At 42.4% G+C, this 21,300-nt stretch carries 17 protein-coding genes and 4 pseudogenes; 4 read left to right on the top strand and 17 right to left on the bottom strand.

Annotated features, from left to right (window positions below; translation table 11 throughout):
* Positions 1–6: 6 nt before the first annotated feature.
* The 6 genes from MHB54_RS06420 to MHB54_RS06445 form a co-directional block, all read right to left on the bottom strand.
* A complete protein-coding gene (locus tag MHB54_RS06420) occupies positions 7–1,230 on the bottom strand; it encodes an ABC transporter permease (RefSeq protein ID WP_071559022.1) in 1,224 nt (407 codons plus the stop codon).
* Between the two features lies 1 nt (position 1,231).
* Positions 1,232–2,596 carry an HlyD family secretion protein gene (locus tag MHB54_RS06425; RefSeq protein WP_023987577.1) on the bottom strand — a complete coding sequence of 455 codons (1,365 nt, stop codon included), beginning with the start codon at positions 2,594–2,596 and terminating at the stop codon, positions 1,232–1,234.
* Between the two features lie 23 nt (positions 2,597–2,619).
* Positions 2,620–3,204, bottom strand: a complete 585-nt coding sequence (locus MHB54_RS06430; RefSeq protein ID WP_023987576.1) for a TetR/AcrR family transcriptional regulator — start codon at positions 3,202–3,204, stop codon at positions 2,620–2,622.
* A gap of 255 nt (positions 3,205–3,459) precedes the next feature.
* On the bottom strand, positions 3,460–4,824 hold the full coding sequence (locus MHB54_RS06435; RefSeq protein WP_264454052.1) for an ABC transporter substrate-binding protein: 1,365 nt from the start codon (positions 4,822–4,824) through the stop codon (positions 3,460–3,462).
* A gap of 124 nt (positions 4,825–4,948) precedes the next feature.
* A complete protein-coding gene (locus MHB54_RS06440) occupies positions 4,949–5,770 on the bottom strand; it encodes a carbohydrate ABC transporter permease (RefSeq protein ID WP_023987574.1) in 822 nt (273 codons plus the stop codon).
* Complete coding sequence (locus tag MHB54_RS06445; protein WP_023987573.1) at positions 5,767–6,732, bottom strand: carbohydrate ABC transporter permease; 966 nt, start codon at positions 6,730–6,732, stop codon at positions 5,767–5,769. The genes MHB54_RS06440 and MHB54_RS06445 overlap by 4 nt, the downstream gene beginning before the upstream one ends.
* A gap of 192 nt (positions 6,733–6,924) precedes the next feature.
* Between MHB54_RS06445 and MHB54_RS06450 the strand changes: the two genes are divergently transcribed.
* Complete coding sequence (locus MHB54_RS06450; RefSeq protein ID WP_023987572.1) at positions 6,925–7,245, top strand: hypothetical protein; 321 nt, start codon at positions 6,925–6,927, stop codon at positions 7,243–7,245.
* 114 nt (positions 7,246–7,359) lie between these two features.
* Here MHB54_RS06450 and MHB54_RS06455 read toward each other — a convergent pair whose 3' ends face one another.
* Positions 7,360–7,734 (bottom strand): PH domain-containing protein, encoded by a 375-nt coding sequence (locus MHB54_RS06455; RefSeq protein WP_023987571.1) that lies wholly within the window; start codon positions 7,732–7,734, stop codon positions 7,360–7,362.
* Positions 7,735–8,105: 371 nt separating this feature from the next.
* On the opposite strand from MHB54_RS06455, the gene MHB54_RS06460 reads away from it, so the two are divergent.
* Positions 8,106–8,894 (top strand): polysaccharide deacetylase family protein, encoded by a 789-nt coding sequence (locus MHB54_RS06460; protein WP_071559023.1) that lies wholly within the window; start codon positions 8,106–8,108, stop codon positions 8,892–8,894.
* Between the two features lie 238 nt (positions 8,895–9,132).
* On the opposite strand, the gene MHB54_RS06465 is transcribed toward MHB54_RS06460, so the two are convergent.
* The 3 genes from MHB54_RS06465 to MHB54_RS06475 form a co-directional block, all read right to left on the bottom strand.
* Positions 9,133–10,461: a prolyl oligopeptidase family serine peptidase gene (locus MHB54_RS06465; protein WP_264454053.1), complete on the bottom strand. Its 1,329-nt coding sequence runs from the start codon at positions 10,459–10,461 to the stop codon at positions 9,133–9,135.
* Positions 10,462–10,561: 100 nt separating this feature from the next.
* Complete coding sequence (locus tag MHB54_RS06470; RefSeq protein WP_023987568.1) at positions 10,562–11,443, bottom strand: AraC family transcriptional regulator; 882 nt, start codon at positions 11,441–11,443, stop codon at positions 10,562–10,564.
* 877 nt (positions 11,444–12,320) lie between these two features.
* Positions 12,321–13,265, bottom strand: coding sequence for an MBL fold metallo-hydrolase (locus MHB54_RS06475; RefSeq protein WP_023987567.1), 945 nt, complete (start codon positions 13,263–13,265; stop codon positions 12,321–12,323).
* A 230-nt stretch (positions 13,266–13,495) separates the two neighbouring features.
* Between MHB54_RS06475 and MHB54_RS06480 the strand changes: the two genes are divergently transcribed.
* Positions 13,496–13,903: a MerR family transcriptional regulator gene (locus tag MHB54_RS06480; protein ID WP_023987566.1), complete on the top strand. Its 408-nt coding sequence runs from the start codon at positions 13,496–13,498 to the stop codon at positions 13,901–13,903.
* Between the two features lie 763 nt (positions 13,904–14,666).
* On the opposite strand, the gene MHB54_RS06485 is transcribed toward MHB54_RS06480, so the two are convergent.
* From MHB54_RS06485 to MHB54_RS06515, 7 genes and pseudogenes are all read right to left on the bottom strand, one after another.
* Positions 14,667–15,089, bottom strand: coding sequence for a hypothetical protein (locus MHB54_RS06485; RefSeq protein ID WP_413630604.1), 423 nt, complete (start codon positions 15,087–15,089; stop codon positions 14,667–14,669).
* A 73-nt stretch (positions 15,090–15,162) separates the two neighbouring features.
* Positions 15,163–15,366: pseudogene (locus MHB54_RS06490) on the bottom strand (hypothetical protein).
* Between the two features lie 176 nt (positions 15,367–15,542).
* Positions 15,543–16,957: pseudogene (locus MHB54_RS06495) on the bottom strand (transcriptional regulator).
* Positions 16,958–17,430: 473 nt separating this feature from the next.
* Positions 17,431–18,249: a hypothetical protein gene (locus MHB54_RS06500; RefSeq protein ID WP_264454054.1), complete on the bottom strand. Its 819-nt coding sequence runs from the start codon at positions 18,247–18,249 to the stop codon at positions 17,431–17,433.
* A gap of 217 nt (positions 18,250–18,466) precedes the next feature.
* On the bottom strand, positions 18,467–18,967 hold the full coding sequence (locus MHB54_RS06505; protein WP_076294993.1) for a hypothetical protein: 501 nt from the start codon (positions 18,965–18,967) through the stop codon (positions 18,467–18,469).
* A gap of 145 nt (positions 18,968–19,112) precedes the next feature.
* Entirely contained in the window at positions 19,113–19,331 is a 219-nt protein-coding gene (locus MHB54_RS06510; RefSeq protein WP_076294994.1) for a hypothetical protein, read from the bottom strand.
* 137 nt (positions 19,332–19,468) lie between these two features.
* Positions 19,469–19,705 (bottom strand): annotated as a pseudogene (locus MHB54_RS06515) (DNA methyltransferase); the annotation flags it as partial.
* Between the two features lie 345 nt (positions 19,706–20,050).
* Between MHB54_RS06515 and MHB54_RS28690 the strand changes: the two are divergent.
* A pseudogene (locus MHB54_RS28690) lies at positions 20,051–21,252 on the top strand (tyrosine-type recombinase/integrase).
* Positions 21,253–21,300: the final 48 nt, after the last annotated feature.

The following is a 21,300-nucleotide window of genomic DNA, read 5'->3' on the forward strand; positions in this document are numbered from 1 at the left end:
TTGCTCTCAGCCTTTTAGCGTGAATCCTTCTTGAGCAGGCACATCGGCATGCTGCCCTGTCGTCTGGTGCTGTCTAAAGAATAACGGATAGATCGCGAAGGACACCAGCAGACTCACACAACCAATGACGCCCAAGGCAATCATATCTTTGAAGATGTATGTGATATCCAGTCCTTTGAGCGTGATATTCCGTACAGCATCCAGGTAATACGTCAGTGGCAATATTTCAGCAAGCCCCCGCAAGAAGCCGGGCATTGCCTCTAATGGCCACGTATAGCCTGATAGCATAAAGGAAGGAACAGCAATCAACATCAGGGTTTGGGTCGCATCCACTCTAGTCTTGGAAAAGAGACTGAATAGGAATCCTAACCCGCACAATGCAAAGTTAAAGGCCAGCGACACTAAAATCAACGGCAGTACCTGTCCCCTGAACGGAATATCAAAGCATAAAGCACTGATACTGAATACAGTCAGCACATTGAAAGCTCCCGCTGCATAATACGGTGCCAGTTTGGCAATAGCCAAACGCCAAGGGGTATTTCTCCATGCACCAAATCTTCCCCAAGTCCCTGCTTCCTTATCACGCGTGCAGGACAACGCGATACCAAGCAGCAAACACTGCTGGAGAGCCGCAGAGATAACCCCTAGTGGCATGAAAAGCTTATAATCATATACCGGGTTAAATAGCACTCTGGATCGGAACGGGATGGTAGTCAGCGTCGACGCGGCCTGATCGGCGTTCATTCCCTTTTGTTTCATGGAATTGACCGATACTCCAGCGCTCACGCTGCTAATGACCTGATTCGCAATCCGACTGGCACTATTGGAATACATCATATTACTGCCGTCAATCAGCGTGAGCACGGGTGGGTTCTCCCCATGCTTAAGCCGAGTCGTAAAGTTGTCGGGAATGACGATTCCGACCTTAGCTTCCCCGGTCTCTACCTGACGGACAGCATCTTCCTGATTGGTCGCTTGCCGTGTAACGGCAAATGAGTCGGTCGAATCGAACGCCTGAATGATCTGGCGACTGAGCTGTGAATTATCTCCATCGTACACTGTGACAGGCATCTCGGTAATCCGCTGATGTGAATATAGGAAGCCGAATAGTATCGTATACACAATCGGCGTAATCAGCAGAATAGCCATAAAGCGGCGGTCCCGGAAGATGCTCAGCCATTCCTCGCGAAACACATCGCGGATACGAAGTCTTTCCTGTGAATCCTGCATATTACTGCGCCCCTTTGCCTGTAAACAGAACCGTGGAGCCTGTTGGAACCGAAGCAGCAAGGTCTGGCAATGCTACTTTAACACCGAAGGAACGGACATCCTTGTCACCGGAGCTTTGGCTCGGTTTTTGAATGGCAAAGTCCGCAGCCGATTCTAACAGAATGACTTTACCCTTCAGCTCCTTACCGCCAGACAGCAATTTAATTTGGACTGTATCCCCTGCTTGAAGACCGTTCAGAGACGTTTCAGGTACATAGAATTTAGCCCAACGTTGTGTCGAAGTTTCAATGGTATAGACCGGGAATCCTGCGCTAGCCATTTCACCTAAGCTAAGCGACTTGGATTTTATGATTCCATCTTCTGACGCATATAGCGTAGTGTAGCTCAAATAGGTCTGAGCCTCTTGAAGCGCGGCTTCCGCTTGGGCTACCTGAGCATTGGCACCTGCAACCGCAGATTGAGCCTGCTCAACTGTGGATTGCGCCGCCTTCACAGCGGATTGCGCTTGCTCTACCGAAGCCTGAGCAGCTTTGACATCTTCCTGTTGTACAGCAACTTTGCCCGCTCCTGCCTGTGCTTCCTTCACCGCAGCCAAGGCTTGACGGTATTGAGCTTCAGCCGCCGTAATTTCCTCCTTGCGGCTTCCCTCCCGTGCCATATCCAATTTTTGCGACTCTGCATTATATTTGGCCACTGCCTGTTGATGTTCCAATGTCGCTTGATCCAAAGATGCCTGGGTTGCTGCTCCGGCTTCTTGAAGCTTTTTGGCACGCTCCAAATTTTTAACGGTCAGGTCCAGCGTTTCCTTGGCTATCTTCACAGATACTTGCAATTGCTCAAGCTCCTGCGGTCTTGCCCCGCTCTTGAGGGCATCCAGTTTTGCCTTGGCGGCGTTCGCAGCCGCTTTGGCCTGTTCAATCTGGCTGGAGGAAGCCTCTGCGGTCACACTGACCGATGTCGTACCTTGGCTTTTCTTGGCCTGAGCAGCACTCACAGTGGCCTGTGCCTGGCCTACTCCTGCTTGAGCCTGCAACACTCCAGCTTTTGCTTTGGATACATTACTCTTGGCTGCCAGCAATGCCGCCTGTGCCTGCTTCACCTTATCTTCTAACTCGCGACTTTCCAGATGTGCTAACACCTGCCCCTTTTTAACCTGATCGCCTTCTTTGACGAGCATCTGGTCAATCCGTCCTGCCATTTTAAAGCTGGCATTGAGGGTATCCGACTCCACATAAGCCGTAGGAATGGAAGAAGACTGATCCGCAGACAAGCTGCTTCCACCCCGTGGAAAAGCAGTCAAGGCATATATTCCAACCGCGATTAAAATAATAAGTACGACGTAAATCGTATATTTTTTAGCTTTCATGTTCTCATCACTCCATCTGTCTATTAATGTTGCATGCCCAATGCATTACACACAAATACTTCAATACTTTCTCGAACCTCTTGCAGATTCATCGTTTCGCCCCAAACCATAGACCGCATCGGAGCGAAAATGTAAATCCCAAATAAGCAATTGGCTGTTGTTTTGGCATCCAGCTTACTTGAAATTTTCCCATATAACTTACCGGAATCGATCTCTGCCTCCATAAAATCAAAATAATCAGCCAGCACCTGCCTAATATTAAAATGCTGCTCTTGTGAAACCCAGCCCTTACTGACCAATAGACGGCAAAAGTCCGGCTCTCTCACAATAAACTCAATATGTACTTGGATCAGCTTACGAACCCTAAGCTCCACCTGATCTTTAGGAGTATGAGCCATTGCTTCATGGATATCCCGGACAAAACGCTCCATCCCCATCTTCAAAATATAAATGTACAAATCTTGCTTGTTTTTAAAATTGTAATACAGGGTGCCCTTGGCTATGCCGCATACCTTGGCGATTTCCTCCATATTTGTTTCATTAAAGCCTCGTTCGGAAAAAGCTTTGAGTGCGCCGTTAAAAATAATTTCCTTTGTCTGCTGTTTCATGCTTCCTCCTTTTTTGAACTGACCGTCCAGTACAAAAATTATGTATTTATTATAAGCCCATTTTTAGTTATCCAGCAATAGGAAAAATGAAAATAATTCATTTTAGACATTTCGTCTAAACACTCATTCTAAAAATGAAAATGCAAAAACGGATCGAATAAGTGAGGGGGTCACTCATTCGATCCGTTATGTCATAAAATCGGATGATAAGGGGGCCATTCTACAGATTATCAACCGATTTTAAGGGAAGGCCGACTATTTTTTTACGGTTTGATTGTATTGAGCAATTTTGCCTGTAATTTCTTGTGCAGCTTGATCCAATGCCTGTTTTGGCTGTTGCTGGCCACTCAGAACGGCCTCAATTGCACCTTCTACGATTTGACGCGCTTCTGGAAATACGCCCATCACCGCGCCCTGTGTAGCGGTGGATTGTGCCGATGCGTGCAATTGGTCAACCGCCGTCTGGAATTGCGGATATTTTACCATATTATCTTTGAGTACCTTCTCGTTATAGGCTGCTTTCGTGATCGGGAAGTACCCGGTATTTACACTCCATTGTGCCTGTACAGCTGGGGAAGCGACGAATTTAATGAACTCCCATGCTGCCTTCTGCTGAGCTTCGGGCTTGTTGTTCATGATGTACAAGCTTGCGCCGCCTACAACCACGCCGCCTTCTTTAGCTTCATTGGCTCTTGGCAGGAATCCTGTGCCTACTTCAAATTTATCGCCAACCTGCTCCACAATATTACGCAGCGAAGCGGTGGAATCCAGCGTCATCGCAATTTGTCCTGCGGAAAAAGCTTTTGCCGTGTCGTCCGAGTTACGTCCCAGATTGGATACAACCTTTTCATCGATCATTTTCTTCCACCACGTCAGCGTTTTTACACCGGCATCCGAATTCAGCATGGATTCCGTTGCCGCTTGATCACGACCATTGCCATTATTCACATAATCCGCGTTCTGATTGGCAAACAGTTGCTCCATAAACCAGCCGTAGATGGCAATGGAAGCACCGGATTTACCATCCTTGCTCAAGGCTTTTGCAGCCTTTTCGAACTCATCATACGTTTTCGGAGGATTAGCTGGATCAAGTCCTGCGGCTTTGAATGCGTCCTTGTTGTAATATAAAATCGGGTTTGACGTATTGAACGGCATGGCGTTCAATTTACCATCTATCGTGTAGTATCGTGTAATATTCGGCTCTAGCTGCGACAGATCGAACTTATCTGCATCAATAAATTGTTGTACGGGTGTGATCATTTTGGAGTCGATCATAAATTTACTACCGATTTCGTATACCTGAATGATGTCCGGTCCGCTGTTGGAACCAAGCGACGCTTTCAGCTTGTTCAAGCTGTCATCATATTTGCCTTGATATACTGGCTCTACCTGAATGTCCTTATGACTGGCGTTAAAGTCAGCAGCGATCTGCTTGATTGCTTTTTCACCGTTACCGGACATCGAATGCCACCAAGTCAGCTTCACTGGAGAAGCCGTTGCTCCCCCATCACTACCATTACTAGGCTTCTCTGCAGCAGTATTATTGCTACAACCTGCTGCAACCACCATGGCAGTCAGAATAAGCAGGGTCAATGCACTTTTCAGACGAAAAAATCCCATAATCTCTCTTCTCTCCCTTTGATTAAATGATTCTTGAATTGGCATTCTCTTGCGTATTCTTGTGTGTTGAAGCTCTGTATATGGGCTGCTTGCGCAGGTGTTGCTTTTCATTTGACATATGTGATCAGCCTTTAAGCGCGCCCGCTGCCATTCCACGAACCAACTGTTTTAGTCCAAAGATCAGCAGGAGCAGAGACGGTAAAATGACAAGGGCCGTACCCGCAAATACCAAATTCCATGAAGTCGATTCCTGAAATTCGAGCATGGATATTCCGATCTGTACCGTGCGCATATTCTCGCTATTGGTGATCAGTAAAGGCCAGAGGTACGAATTGTACATATTCAGGAACGAATACACAGCCAGTGTTCCGAGCGCAGGGCGCGATAACGGAAGCACATGGAACAGAAAGTAACGGATATGCCCGCACCCATCCATACGAGCCGCCTCGAACAGTTCCTTGGGAAGCTGGAGAAAAAATTGCCTTAACAGGAATGTTCCGAATGCCGTCGCCAGAAAAGGAACCGTCAATCCTTGATATGTATCAAGCCAGTTCCAGCTTCGTACCGTCAGGTAGTTCGGAATAATGGTCACTTCCCAAGGGATCATCATCGTCGCTACAAACATGCTGAAAATGAAGTTTTTTCCCTTGAATTCCATTTTGGCAAAAGCGTAGGCCGCCAAGCTAGCTGTAATCAGCTGCCCAATCATGGTCAGACCCGAAATGAGAAATGTATTTCCAATAAAGGCTGCAATCGGAACAATTTCAAACACTTCAGTGAAATTCGCCAAATGAAAAGAATGTGGAAGAAAGCTTGGTGGATAAGCGCTTGCTTCCTCCGGCGACATGACTGCCATAAAAAACGTATATATAACCGGATACAAAATGAGAGCAGCTGCAATCGTAAGCAGCACATACAGCAATGTTGAATTCAGGTGTCTTTTCATTGGTAATGCACCTTTCTTTCCACCCATTTGAACTGAATCATCGTGAGCAGCAGAATGACAGCAAACAAGACAATCGCCTGCGCGCTCCCCGTTCCAAACCGGAAATTAACGAAAGCTTCCTGATAGATGGAATACACGAATACATTCGTACTGTTCACCGGGCCGCCTTTGGTCAAAATGTTAATTTGAGCAAAAGACTGGAAGGCTCCAATGATGGAAACTACTGTTACAAAAAAGATCGTCGGTGATAACAGTGGCATGGAGATACGCCAGAACGTGACGAGCGGGCCAGCTCCGTCCATTTTGGCACTTTCATACATGTCATCTGGAATCCCTTGAAGTCCGCTTGATAAGATAATGTAATTGAAGCCTAGATTCATCCAGATGGTCATCATGGCTACTGAGAACAGCGCCCAATCCGGGCTGGTCAGCCATGGAACCGGATTGATATGTAGCAGGGAAAGCACATAGTTGAACATCCCCAGTGTCGGATGAAAAAGAAATTTCCAAATGACCGCAGATGAACCGACCGACAACACCATCGGCAGCGAAAAGGCAAACTGGAAGATACGCATTCCCCGTAATTTACTGTGTGTAAGTGCAGCCAGTACCAGCGCCAATAAAATACCTACTGGTACTGTTAGCAGTGCAAACAGGAGTGTCACCTTAATCCCTTGCAGAAACAGTCCCGAGCTGAAAAGTGTAGTGAAATTATCTAACCCCACATAAGCTGCAACGTTTCCTGCGGGATCTGTAGAATGCAAGCTGAGATAAACGGACTTGATCATCGGATAAAACATAAATACAGCAAACAAAATAAGCGATGGAGCCAAAAAGGTATACGCCAGCGCGTTTTCGCGCAGTCTTTGAATTTTTAGCGAACCCGTGCGTATACGGGCTTTAGACGAAGTCTGTTGCTGACTCCTCGTCCCCAGTCCCATAGATTTGTTAAGCTCACCCAAAACGGATCGCCCCTTTCTTTTCAAACCAACCTCAGTAAGTGTATCGTTTCGATGTAAAGAGAACGTCAAGTGGGCTGGAGTAAAATGTTAATGTTTTTTCTTTTTGTAAAAGCAACTCTCTATAGGTATGAGCACAAAGACATAGACTCCTGCATACGATGCATCATTACATGGTATGGAGGTTAGAGGCGAATGCCGTACAACACCGTCAGTCCGCAAACTTTATATCAAGCTAGACCGGAGTTACAGGCCGAACTCAAAAATATCCGCGATCATTTGCATTATCAATTAAGCCCCTACATGAATCACACGGTCAGGGTCCAAACGATGGATCATCAAGTATATGAAGGAACGATTGTGCACATCGATGCGGATCATTTGTATCTGAGAGTCCCTCAGCAATATCACTCACCCTTCTCAGGCACCACAACCCCTGATCGCTCCTATGCCTACAACAATGTCATTCTGCCGCTGGTATTATATAATTTATTGGTTATAACCCTATTGAGTTAGCGCTCGATCCATATCTCTCTCTAATTAAAAGACAAAAAAACCTCCAAATTCTGTAAGGAGCCTTCTTGGCACATTACGAAGTTGGAGGTTTTAGTTATTTGTTTTCCATAATCATTAGTTCTCACAAGAGATACCTGCTTCTTGCTCTAGTACAGCTACAAAGCCCTCTATACAATCTCCACTCGGCAGGTGGGTGAACACCTCGTTCACACCCTGATTGATCAGCGTGATGTTCCCCCTAGAATCCGACAAATCCTTATCTAGCTTAGCCAGTGAAATATGGTGATAATTGATGAACTTGACCCAAGGAGTACCCATAGTGCAGGAATAAAAGATGATTCGTTCGGACGTCACTGCCAGCATTCCATGAAGCGATATCTTCTGGGAGCTCTGTTTCAAATCATACGTACACCCCATATATGATCGGATGTGTTCGCCCGCTTCTAACGTCAGACTAATAGCTCGCAACTCTTTTTCATTTGTTTTCATCCCGTCTCATCTCCTGTTCGAAGTTCAGAAACGAGTCGCAGCTCCTTGACCTCAGATCAGCTTTTGCGGCTTGTCCCGTCGACCTCTTCATTTTTCGTTAGATTAAGACTCTCACGAACTGGACAATGACCTACCTCAACTGCACATTGAAACCAAGGATGGATATGTACAACTTATCATGGGTACAGGATGTTATCAACAAGCAAGCTATCACTCTTTTTGAGCATAACTCCGTAATCTGCGCCTTGCTGAAGAAGCAATTAGATCTAATTTTAAGTGATTGGAATGGATGAATTTCAGAAACGAGGAATGGTATATGCTTCTTCTTGGCAAGCTAATGTGAGAATACGTTAGAACGGAGAAGAAGCCTTATGAAATATAACCGTTTGCTGTGCGCTGGAATCGCTGTTTCTTTACTGTGTATCAGCTCTTGCCCCACTCCATCTACCAATGCACAAGCCACATCATACGCCTCCCCTGCTCCTACAAAGGGAAGGGCCTATTACGAAGAACGGGGCGACATTGTATGGGAAGTTCCTACCCATCGTAAGCTTATCGCTCTCACATTCGATGACGGACCTGACGAAAGCAACACGCCTGCCATTTTGGATTTGCTTAAAGAATATGATGCTAAAGCGACCTTTTTTGTCGTCGGCAGTCGTGTCGAAAAGCTGCCTCACCTTGTCAAACGGGAACGAGAAGAAGGGCATGAAGTTGGCAACCATACCTTTCTTCACTCATCCTTTCAGTACATTTCCCGCAACAAAGCTCTGTCCGAATTGGATCAAGCTCAGGCGAGCATCGTTCAGGCAACTGGTACGGGAACCCATCTTTTTAGGCCACCCGGCGGCTCCTATACCGATTCGCTGGTTAAGCTCTCCAAGGAGAAAGGGCTGAAAATTATTTTATGGTCCTGGCATCAGGACACCTTAGATTGGCGAAAACCTGGTGTGCATCGCATCGCTAATAAGGTCCTTCGCAACACCCGTAACGGTGACATTGTCCTCATGCACGATTATGTACATCAAAGTACACAAACCGTTGAAGCCTTGAAAATTATTCTACCCGAGCTCAAGAAGAGAGGATACACCTTCGTCACGGTATCCGAATTACTCTCTAATCGGGAAAAACCGGATGGGCTGATTGAAGTGAATAAGTGAAAGAGAGCAATTAAACTCCGTCAATTATTTGTTGACGGAGTTTTATACATGAGGATTTTGCGAAAACCCAATAAGGAACTGATAATGCCGAGCGATAACGTGTTGTTAACGAATGACTCAGAGAATGTACGGTAAAGCTGGCTTCCCAAAAGCATAATCTATTTTTCAATAGTTTTTCATTGAACTTTAAAGAAGCCTATTACATCATATTGCTATTTTCATTTGCTAGCTATACCTTTCAGTCCAATGTTTTGGAGGCCAGCCATTGCATCATCGTTGTTTTCTTTCCGTTAATCACCTTCGATACTTCGTTGTTATACACGTAAATCCAGGACCAGTGGCCGTTGTATTCATACGGTGTTTGGTCGCTCTTCTTGTACAAACCAGAGGTATCCACTACGTTATCAAATAACGACATATGAACATCCTTTGCTCCGGCATTCACTAAACGGTTGTAGGTCGGAATCGTATAATCGTTGGGCGGTACTACGGTGTCGGTTTTGGCAGCCACAAACCAGATCGGCAGGTCCTTCATTTCGTTAATCTGTTCATCGGTTATAAGGCTGTCCTTTAAGGCTTCACAGGCCACCACTGCTGCTGCAAAATAATCTTTATAATCACGGATCATCAGCATAGTCATGTAACCGCCGTTGGAGTCTCCGCCAATATAGATTCGATCTGTATCAATGTCTTTGTTTTTGGCCACGTACTCCTTAATTAAGGACATCAATGCTTGCTCGTACTTGGAGGTTCCGTCCCCAAAGCCTGTAAAGCCATCCATCCAGTAGGTTGGGGTCTGAGGTGCCAACACATAAGCCCCGCCAAAATAGGATTGGATATCCTTAGAAGCAAAATTCGCTGCTTTATTTCCGGAAATCGGAATCGTCGGATCGGTACCTCCCTCACCCATACCGTGCAGCCAGATCACTAGAGGGTTTTTCACTTTGTCTTGTGCCGGTGCGTAGTCCACATACGTTAAAGTAACACCGTCAAAAGTAGCTTTGCCAGTTGTATATTGATCAACCAGCTTCCGTATCTCTCCTGCGGAAGTATCAATCTTCAAGCCGGAAATCGTTCCTGATTTGGTTTTAATAGCTTTTTGCTGCGTGATCGTGTATTTGTTATCATTCCATGCATTAAACCCGGAGCCTGCCGCATCATAATGAATAGCGGAGCTTAGTGTTAAGGCCGGGCCGATTTCCATTTCCAATACAACGTAGCTTCCGGTTTTATTTACAGGGTTGCCACTTTTGTCCGATACATAGGCCTTGGTGACTTTCCGGTTGCCTTCCTCAAAAATAGGATTTACCAGCCTGCTATCGCTTCTTTCTACATGCACCTTAAATGTATCCTTGGTGATCGCATCTTTAGGTACCGGCTTTCCCAGGTTAACAATGATCTTCGTAATGGTTGCTCCCCAATCCTTAACCTCCGCAACCGTCCGGTACGAGGTGGGCTGTATCTTTACATCCTTGGCCCATGCACCGGAATTGAAAGCAAGGGTCGTACCGATAGCTAAAGTGAATAACATAGTTGTTTTAGCAGCCTTTTGAAACCGTTTAAACATGATGTCTTACCTCCCGGGTCCATTAATAAAACGCTTACATTATTTATTTTAATGATTTTTTTATTTGTATCCTGTCTTTTATTAGCCTAATTCAGGTCAATTACTGACTCCTTGCTCCAGAATACCCCTTGTTCTCTTTTCGATATTGATGCGGTGTTGCCTGATAAACCTTTTTAAATACCCTGGCAAAAGACTTCTCGTTCGGAAATCCGTGCTCCAGCGCAATTTGTATAATGGAATGATCCGTATTCATAAGAACACGATAAGATCTCTCCAGACGGATGGCATTGATATATTGAAATAAGGTCATCCCTACATGCTTCACAAAAAACCGGGACAAATATTCGGGAGACAACCCAAAAACCTGAGCTATCGAATCCAAGGATAAGCTTTGATCGTAATTCTTTTTGATATAATCGGTTATCAACGTCAGCCGCTCCAAATATTTATCGGAGTTAAAGCCACGGATAGATTCATGATCCATTTTAAAATGCATTAATAACAGATACACCAGTTTATAAGATAATGACGTTAAATGGATATGCGCTAAAGGGTCATTATGCCGGTTGAGATAAGCCACAAATAAGGTGTTTAACAAATCACGCAGCTCCGCAAAATGCAGTAATCTCTGCTCGTTAGTTTCAAAAATGGATACGCAGTCAAATGAAATCGGGTCACTGCCGTTAACATTTGCTCTAATAAATTCAGAAGGAATCAGAACCGTTATAGCCTCTCTCCCTTTTCCCTTAGCTACAGAAAAGGAATGAATGGCATTCGAATTAATGAGCAAAATATCTCCTTCTTTGGAGCTATAACTCGCGCCATCGATGTAGATATGGTCGATTCTTCCTGAAAGCACATAGGATATTTCGATGCTGTCGTGCCAATGCCCAGGTATGTACGCTGGTTCATTTGAGGAATGAACTATAATTTTTAACGGAAAATGATTGTCTGCCTGGACCAGCTCATATTTGTATTCCAAGTTTGTCGCTCCTCTCAGATGTGAACATATAAATAGAAGAAAATGGCTTCAGCAGAGTGCCGAAACCACTTGTATTTAACCTTCCTCTCTCTATAAACAAAAAAACCTAAGTATAACAAAATACATAAGATCCTTAGATCTTAACATTTTGTTCCTTAGGTTTTGCCCGCGTAACAGTAACAATCCTAGAGCTATTCATTTAATTAAGCTAAGTATATAGCGGGTTGAAATACATGTCAACGCTTTCATTTTAAATGTAATGAACCGAAAAACCCTTATAGATCATGTGTAAATCTATATAACACTGCATTTTGGATCATTAAAAAGGCTGATTATGAGAGAGTCCATAATCAGCCTTTTGTTTTACGCTATGTGGTCAAACAGGGCGTCTAATCATAGAAGCCCTTGATGCATAAGTTTTTTTGCCCCCGACATAATTCATTCTAATCAACAACTTCCTTACAATTGTATAATGGGGTATACAAAGTAGCATTGATATTTCTGAGAATTTAATTTTCTAAAATATTTCACCTTCTCTTGGCGGCATAGGTATGCTCTATCCCGCTCCCAACTCTCCAGAATGACGATATCTCGTAGTGTAGACTTATCCGGCCCCATAATATAGTTATTTTGCTCAAAAGCAAGCAACTAACTTTTAAGCTTTCTGTACACCTCCGCGTCTTTATCTCCAGATCTAACATATTACGGCAATCTGCTGAAAAGTTGTAGACTGAACGGCGATGTTAAGCTAACGTGGCAGGTTAACCTAACAAGCAGACTGCCAATTACGTTTGAAAATACCCAAACGTGCTGCCGGGTTGCCATTCAGAACTGGCCTTGTGAATCTGGTGGAGTTAAAGGGAGTGCTAGTTGTGTCTCATCTATTATTTTGAACAAGCATTGTATTGAAGAGCCAGCGAAAATTCCATCTGAAATACTGAGCTAGATGCCAATCTTCATAGCCATTTAATACACCTTCATTTAACCAGTAAGACTCTGGTTTTCCGCTCGTCGCAGCTTCAGACACATAAGCGATCGTTTTTTCTAAAAAGCGAATGACATCTAGGATTTTATCTGGAGTGGACACATCTCCATGCCCGGGAATGACAGTATCTACCTTCAGATCTCTTTGAATGCGTCTAAGGATGCGTATCCAAGCGTATGGATTACCGTATGGCATGACCGGAATCGTCTTGTTGGTTATTAAATCACCAGCAATCAAGGTTCGTTCTTCAGGTACGTAAATAACGGCATCGCTTAAAGAATGGCCGCCTCCGTAGGATAAAACTTCGACAGTACGTTTTGCTCCTTTTATAACTAGTTTATCGTCAAAAGTTATCGTGGGTATCACCCTACGAAGGGAAGGGATAGCATCATACAGGGCTCTCTGCACGGAAAGATCATAGCCGATTTCGGTTAACATGTGCGGATTTTTTTCTTGTGAACGTACTTCATGTAGGCTATTTATTAACTTCTGAATGTTTTGTTGCATTAGATCAATATTCACTTTACCCATTTCAGATAGCAAATCTCTTGTCCAAACGGTAGATATAAAATCACTTTCCATGAATTCCTGATTGCCGTTGACATGATCTCCATGGAAATGAGTATTGATCACATATTTAATTGGTTTATTCGTTAATTGTTCTGCGGTTTGACGTAACAAAGCACCAGAATGCGGTAGGTTAGTTGTGTCCACAACAACGGTCAAATCCCCAATGTCAATAATTGCCGCATTCCCCAGCGAACCACTACCAGGTACCGAAATAGCACCCCAGATACCTTCCGCTGCTTGTTGAATCGTGAAATATTTGTTGTTCATTGTTTATGCCTCCATCAAAATAAGTTTGACACCATTTCCTTTTATCTTTAGTTTTTTTATGTTTCATGTATATCAATTAGCAACTTTAGCTTACAAGTTAGAGTCAACTAGAAATCAAGCACAAATTTTTGAAATGAAGTTTGAGGTGCAAATATCGACTTCGAGTTGACTTAAAGATGTATAATAGTTTTAAATTTTGGTTTAGAAAAAAGGAGTGACATAAAAAAGCAATGCTTACTATAAGTCAAGTATCAGAAAGAACGGGGTTAACTCCTTATACGATTCGCTATTATGAAAAAATTGGAGTGCTACAGGAACCAAATCGAAGAAATGGAAGGACACGCATTTATACCGAAAGTGAGGTTTCATATATACAATGTTTAATTAGATTAAAAAAATTGGGATTGTCGCTTGAGGAGATTACGGAATTTACTCGTGACGGATGTGTACTGGATAAAATTCAAAAAGGGGAAGAAGTTGCTAATTTTACTCCTGCCTTACACATACGGATAGAAATTCTTGAAAAGCATCTGGTGGAACTGGAATCCAAGCGGCAGGAACTTGAGTGCATGATTTCCCTTGCCAACGAGAAGATAGCCCTGTACCAAAAACTTACGAAAGACGATATAGTAATGTAGAAGACCTGGTTCACCACCAGCATATACGATGGCAACAGAATTGATTGAACTAACGGGAAACGTTAGTTCAATGAAATAGCGATAGTCTAGGGCTTTATTTTCCCGTCCTAGGCTACCATTGTTTCTTTTGTTGTAGTTATCAAAACTTTATTTTCATCGAACATTTAAAAAGTGGATTCATAGCACCTTGAATGTCCGTCTGAAACAATTTCTTTAATCAAAAAGCTCTGCCGACCAATTAAGGTTTGCAGAGCTTTTTGATTACTCGACTATTTATTTTTTCTGAATATGAACATCCCAATAAGTGCAACAACTATTATAGCGGGAATTCGCCATGGATTCGGTAGAAATTTTGTTAACCATAGGGCAGCGAATACTGTGGCTATTGTCAAATAGCCTAAGCGTTCAGATGGTTCAAATTTCTTTTTATTGAAGAACACATTCAAATAGCCTATCGGTGGAGTTATGAGGATCATTAAAATTATGACCATTGGTCTTAAATACCACTTTCTTTTCATTCTTCCTCCGTCATTAATCGTTGTTAATCACAGTTATTAAAGGAATATAGCTCGATAGCTCTAGCAATAATATCAGCTAACCATCCCGACACCTAATTCTTCATATCTACTCTAAATTCAAACTGATCAATGAAAAAAGCTCTCCCGACCAATTAAGGGGATTAATTCACTTGCTGGCTTGAACAAACACATAATTAACCTTCCTCACCAAATGGCTTGAAGGACAAGTTGTATAGCAGGGTAATTTAGAGGTTTCCAGGCTGTGAATCAGCTATTCCCCATGTTTCCCCATTAACTTTATAATCACTGCCTCTCCACTGAAGTGTGTAGTTTCCAGAACGCAAACCGTTGGTGATACCTTCATCAGTACTTTTCCAAATAACTGTGTCATGAGGAGCAATTACTAATGCTTCAATATATAGTTTGTTTGAACCGTTATGAGTTAAACTTACTTTTACTGGATGACTAGAGTGATTTTTCATACGAAGTTTAACATGCCCCCATCCCTTAGGGACATCAAAGGACTCTCCTACAGTTGCGCCTCCGCTCGATCTTTGATTAATTATGATGTTTTCGCTAGTTTTACTTGTTGAAGCTGAAGTAGCCCCTACCGTAATCGCCATGCTTAAAGACAAAACCGAGAACAGAAATATTCTTTTCTTCATCATTTTCCCCTTCTATTTTTTGATATGGTCTACCTTAAAGAGACTACCGTCTACAATCTGGTAGGTCCTTTCATATCTACTCTAATTCAAACTGATTCCGCATATAGTACGCTCCGGCAATCTTAATCGTATCGGGCGAAAACTTTTCTACTGTCCCTCCATAGTCTACAACCGATACCACGTCTTCTCCCAATGACTGAACAACGTATACTCTTACCTAGCTTAATGCAGCTGCAAATAGTTCGATATCTGAGTTTAACACTTTATATGTATGGTTCATGCTGATCACCTCGATAATTCATTCGGTGAACGGTGTGGTAATTACTTCAATAAAAAATCCCCACCCACCAGTTAAGGTTAGCGGGGATTTGCACTGCTTACGTTTAAGCGCCCCCATGCTGTACTTGAGGCCGTATATCATGCGAGTGAACGGGTACAGTAACGATAAATAAAAAGCTAGCCGCGATGATCAACAGTACCATTTTTTTTAACATTGTTCATCCACACCTTTTCAATGAGATTTAAAAATGCTGCTTTGGTTTCAGGAACTGCATGCTCCCGAAAATGTAAAAACAGCCCCATACAATTTATGAAGTAAGTCTCATTATTTAGTGTATGATAACTTACCATTGAATACATCAAATGTTTAAAACCATCATCGTAAAAGCTTCGATGTAAATAATAATGAGCTAACTCGTAACCACACCACGCAAAATAGTCTGGTACCACTTGTTGAGTATACATATCACTTGATGAGTGTTGCGATAATGATACCATGTCCGCTTCAAAGCGTTTAATTATATTACTAACATCGATATCATATCGGTTAGCCGCTATCATAATATTCAGCAGTTGGATGACCCTGTCTTCCTGAGTTGTATCCTCCGCCGTATCAATATATTCAACATAATCTTGTAGCACCTTTGTATCTCCGGATAAAAGCTTATTCACAATAACATTAGCTTTTGCCCAGTGCTTAAACAAGCCAATCCAGTGTTGGGTATCTTCATCTGTTTCTTTAACCCAATCTAAATTAGCATAGGCGTATGTATATTGTAGAGCTTGTTGATAATCGCCTTGGGCTTCATAGACACTTGCACACAGCAGGTCAGCATAGGAAATGTATACAAACAAAGGACGAGTCAGCTTCTTAGTAGATTCATTACATTCTCGACTCTTGTGTTCATGTTTCAAATTATATTGAATTTCCGCTTTAGTCCTCATTATTTTTGCTACTTCCTCTACCTTGTCCCATTTACGCAAAGACCTGTACACGTTAGCCAAATCCTTCAGCGCGTCAAGCTGTTCTATTTCATCCAGACGTTCCACGAAGGGTTCAAATAGCGTTGCTGCCTTGAGATTCCGACTTTGATCGTCTCCAACTTGAATCATGAATATACGATATTGACAGACTGCCAAACGCTCAGAATGTTGATATTTCTCCGCTTCAGCCACACCCTCATAGAGCAGTGCGCAGCCTCATGTCGTCCCTGCGCCAACAATTCTTCTGCAATTTCAAATAGCTTGGGTGAATATAGCAGATTGTCCATGATAGCTCCCACCACTCGACGGATCGCATCCAGCTTGTCCAACTCCGCACAGCGAAACAAAAATGGCTCGATTCGCCTCATATTCGGGGGATGGTCGATAATGTAGTTTTCTATAAACAGATCGTAAAAATCCCCTTCTGGTAAATCCATAGCCTCAGTGATTAGGTCAAGCTGGTTAACAGACATTGACTTATTCCCTGTCACAACAGCACTTACTATTCCCCTATTCATGCCTGCAAGTTGTCCAAATTGCGCTATGCTCAAACCCTTTTGTTGTAAGTATCTATCTAATTCTGCTCGAATCGTAGGTGTATGCTTCATGCCCTAGCCACCCTTCGCATAAAAATCCCATAATTTTATATTCATTTACTATTTTTGTCCAGCAATTAACCAGTTGTCAATATCTTTTTTTGCGAATTATGTAGAAATACTGCGTTTGTCATAAGAGCACTCCTGTAAACAAAAAACACCCCACTTGCTTTAGCCAGCAGGGTGGGATTACAAACAGATTTTCAAAATTGAGCTCAACCGGCTTACCCTTCCATTGCTCCAGCAGCTTCCACGTCACCTCGGGCGTTTTGTAGGTGACTGTTTGCTTGCTATCCGTCTCCCAAATTTTCTCTCCCAATAGCGCGGAAGGATAGTAGAAAAAGAAACCCGTTTCACTTTCGAGATGGGTTTCCCTGTGCGCTCATGTCCAGTTATGACGGTAAAGGTTTCAACTTCATTGCCTCCGGTTATTTGATCTCTGCCGGGTCGATAGGAAAAGTAAGGCGGATTCCCAGAAATTATATTTAAAAATTCGTATTAGTACTAGTCCGAACTCCGAGCTTTCCAGACATGGAACCAGAACCGCTACTTAAACTAACATAAAATTTCCCTGTGGACCATACCTTGCTTTTATTTAATATTTCATCGAATGTTTTACCAGGTTTTACTGTTCCACTGTACTCTTCCGCACCAGATGCACTTCCCTGATTCACAGTAAAAGTTATAGTAGTGTCCCCTGTGTTTCTCAAGTACAATCTTACATATCCATATCCTCCTTTAACGTCAAAATCAGCAGAATCATTAAATCCAGCTACTGGACGATCAACAATTTGTCCATCAGTAGCTTGTGGAGTAATGACATGGTCACCAGTAGTTGTTTTACTAGCATCTTGGGTCGCCGTAGTGGATGTATCTGCAGAATCATTTCCTGATACACCCCATGTTGTGACATGCACAATGTCGCCGTTAGCTCTCCATTGTATTTCATAATTTCCGGAGCGCAGCCCTTGTGACAAAGAATTTACACTATCCCAGAACAATTTTTTATGAGCACCAATAGTCTTAACAATATATTGTTTTCCACTGTCTGTATGCACCAGACTAAAGGTAATGGTTGAACCACCTCTATTTTTGGCAAAAATTTTAAGATGCCCGTATCCCGGATCTAATACAAAACGTGATACTGGGTCCTTTTTGTCGAAAATGTCCTCAAAAACATCTCTTGATTTTTGAGGAGTTATGACTTGGTCACTAATAGTTGATTTACCAGCATTTTTGGTCGCAATACTAGATGTATTTGCAGAATCAGACGCATCTGAACTTGCACAGATCACACTCGGCACAACAACAGCCCCCAACAAACTAATAGATAAGGCTGATGAAAAAATTTTTTTTCTTTTTCACCAATATCATTTCTCCTTTGAGTTATAAACGAAGCAAGGAAAGCTTCAAACCGAATGGCCTGAAGCTTTCCTTGCTTCGTTGCAGTATAAGAAACTTCTCCAATCAAGCGAGCTACCAGTTAGTTTTTCTTATACAAAACTTTATAGCTTGGTTTAATTAAAGTTCATCTGGGTTAGTGGCTGATATAGCCCATGCTGAGGCGTCTACATAAGCTCCGCCGGCACGCCACTGTATTTCATATTTACCTGAGCGCAATCCGCTTGAAAACCCATCCGTGCTATACCAATTAAATGTATCACCAGCACCCACATACTTGGTAAAATAATCTTTCCCACTGTCGACATGCTTTAAGGTAAAAGTGAGCGTAGCTTTGGTGTTGTTTCTTACACGAATCTTAACATGACCATATCCAGGATCTATGGAGAACTCTGTTAATGGCGACTTGCCGTCAAGGTTCACATTAAAAAGATCTTTTGTTCTAAAAAGACTTATATCATGATTGCCAGGTGTTTTCACCTCATCGTGGGTCGCGTACGTCGATGTATTTGCGGAATTAGTTGCAGCATCTGAATCCGCAAAGATCGCACTGGGTACAGCAATAGCTCCTCCTAGCAAACCTAAAGATAAGGCTGACGCAATTAAATGTTTCTTCTTCATAATACTTCTATTCCTCCTTAATATATTAAACTACCACCTCATTCTACTAAAAGATTCCATGTTTCTAATTTCTTTTACAATAAAATCTTAATGTTGTTTAATAAATCCATATTTATGCATTAACTAACAAGATTATTATATGCTTTTACAACTCATCCTTTTGAAGCTTTATATCCAGCTCAATTAGACGATCCAAGTCCTGGACCGTCTGCATTTTTATATTTCCAGCTTGCAGGTCTTTGACCCACTGAGCTATGCCAGCCTTAACAATCTTCCGGTACTGCGCCTTGCTTTCAAGGATACCTTCTATGATTTCAATCTCGCGTTGTAATGCTGTGTTGTATTGTTCGTCTGCTGTTCCCATTGTCGTATCCCTCAGCTTTCCTATATACTGGAATGCGAGATAGCGGATGTCTGCAAAATGCCACGTGTGGCGGGCCGCTATCTCAGCCGGGGGATACCCTGGATTGGGGGGAGGACGTTAGCGCGTCCTCCTTTTTCCTATGCTACGGGTTTAGCCCGATGCAACAGGACTGGCTCAATACCAGTACTCTCCAGGAATCGTTTTTTAATTACATCGCAGAAGATCGGGTCCAGTTCCAATGTCCGGCATGTCCGGTCCATCTGCTCACATGCCATAAGCATGGAGCCGCTGCCGCCAAAGAAATCGACAACCTCGTCACCACGCTGGCTGCTATTCTTAATTGGAATGGCCAATAGATCAAGAGGCTTATGACTTTTCGAATGTAATGGGCATTGTGACTATTCTTACAAATCAGAATTTAACTCGAGGCGAGGTAGTAGACATCAATTCAGGTTTGATAAGTTCTCTTTCTAATAAAACTTCCGAAAACGAGAAGAAAATTACAAAGAATAATATTGAGTATAAAATTATGATAACCAAGTACGGAATTATTTTTAGAGCAAGCAGAGCTGAGTAATTCTAAATATAAGGAAATTTCTCAAACGTTTGGAGTTTTTGTACAATAAAATTAGTTCAAATCATTCACAGCTAAAGCCCTTCTGGGCTTTTCTTATCACTATTAAAGCGAACATTTGTACCTATATAAGGAGATAGAATGTATGGCATCCTTCACTAAAATTAAAGCAAACAACAAACAGGGCTATAAGTGGATTTGTACAGTAGACGGCCTACCTAATCCTGTAACTGGTAAGAGAAATCAGATTGCACGTCGAGGTGATACTAAAAAGCAAGCTGAGGAGCGGGTACAGAAAGTCTTAGATGCCCAAAAAAATCATGGAATAGATACAAAAAAAATCAAGAAGCTAACGTTCGAACAGGTAGCCTGGGATTGGTTAAAAACTTATTCCAAGAGCAAAGTAAAGAAAAACACCGTGAGAGTTAGAGAAAAAGAGATTAAGATCCTACTAAGGTATATTCCAAAGGTCATAATAGACAAGGTTACACATAAACAGCATCAGGACATCTTAAACGATTTAGATGATCAAGAGTATGCCAGGACAACCATTGAGGGCGTTCACGTAACTGCGAATATGATCATGAAATATGCAATAAAAAACAAAATGAGATTGGATAATCCATGTTCGGGTGCAATTATTCCGGCGAAAATGCTGACGGTAGAGGCATTGAAAATAGTACAATCGAGGATGGTTACTTAGAAAAACATGAGCTGGCTGAATTTTTAAATCCAGTGAAAGAACACGGTTTACCTTGTGACATTGAAATCTTTCACTTGCTTGCCTTTTCAGGGATGCGATCTGGGGAACTCTGTGCTTTAAAAGATACGGATTTTAACTTTGAGTTAAATGAGTTACGAATAACCAAAACACTTTACAATCCTGATAATAACATGCGTAAATACACTCTAACTCCACCCAAATCTACAGGATCTATTCGTAAATTTAATGTAATTGATATTGTTATGAATTTGCTTCAAGAACACATTGTTAAACAGCGAACGCTCAGACTTGAATACAAAAAATTATTTACTGACTATCATGAAAACAACTTTGTTTTTGCTCACAAGAATGGCTACCCGCTCATTCAGAAAAATATATTAATCCGAATGGAACGCATTCTCAAGAAGACCTCCATTACAAAGAAAGCAACTCCTCACATTTTTCGGCACACCCATATATCAATGCTGACTGAAGCTGAAGTCGATCTCAAAACAATCATGAAGAGAGTTGGCCATGATGACGCAAAAACTACACTTAAAATCTACACACACGTCACAGAAAAAATGAAGAAAGATGCCAATGAAAAGATTAAAAATCACTTTTCCGACATCCTTCAAATCTGACTCCGTGCAGAGAATGTGATTTTTATGTGATTTTATAGAAAAGGGCTC

Origin of the sequence: Paenibacillus sp. FSL M7-0802, assembly GCF_038004945.1 — a bacterium.
GTDB classification, from domain to species: domain Bacteria; phylum Bacillota; class Bacilli; order Paenibacillales; family Paenibacillaceae; genus Paenibacillus; species Paenibacillus polymyxa_B.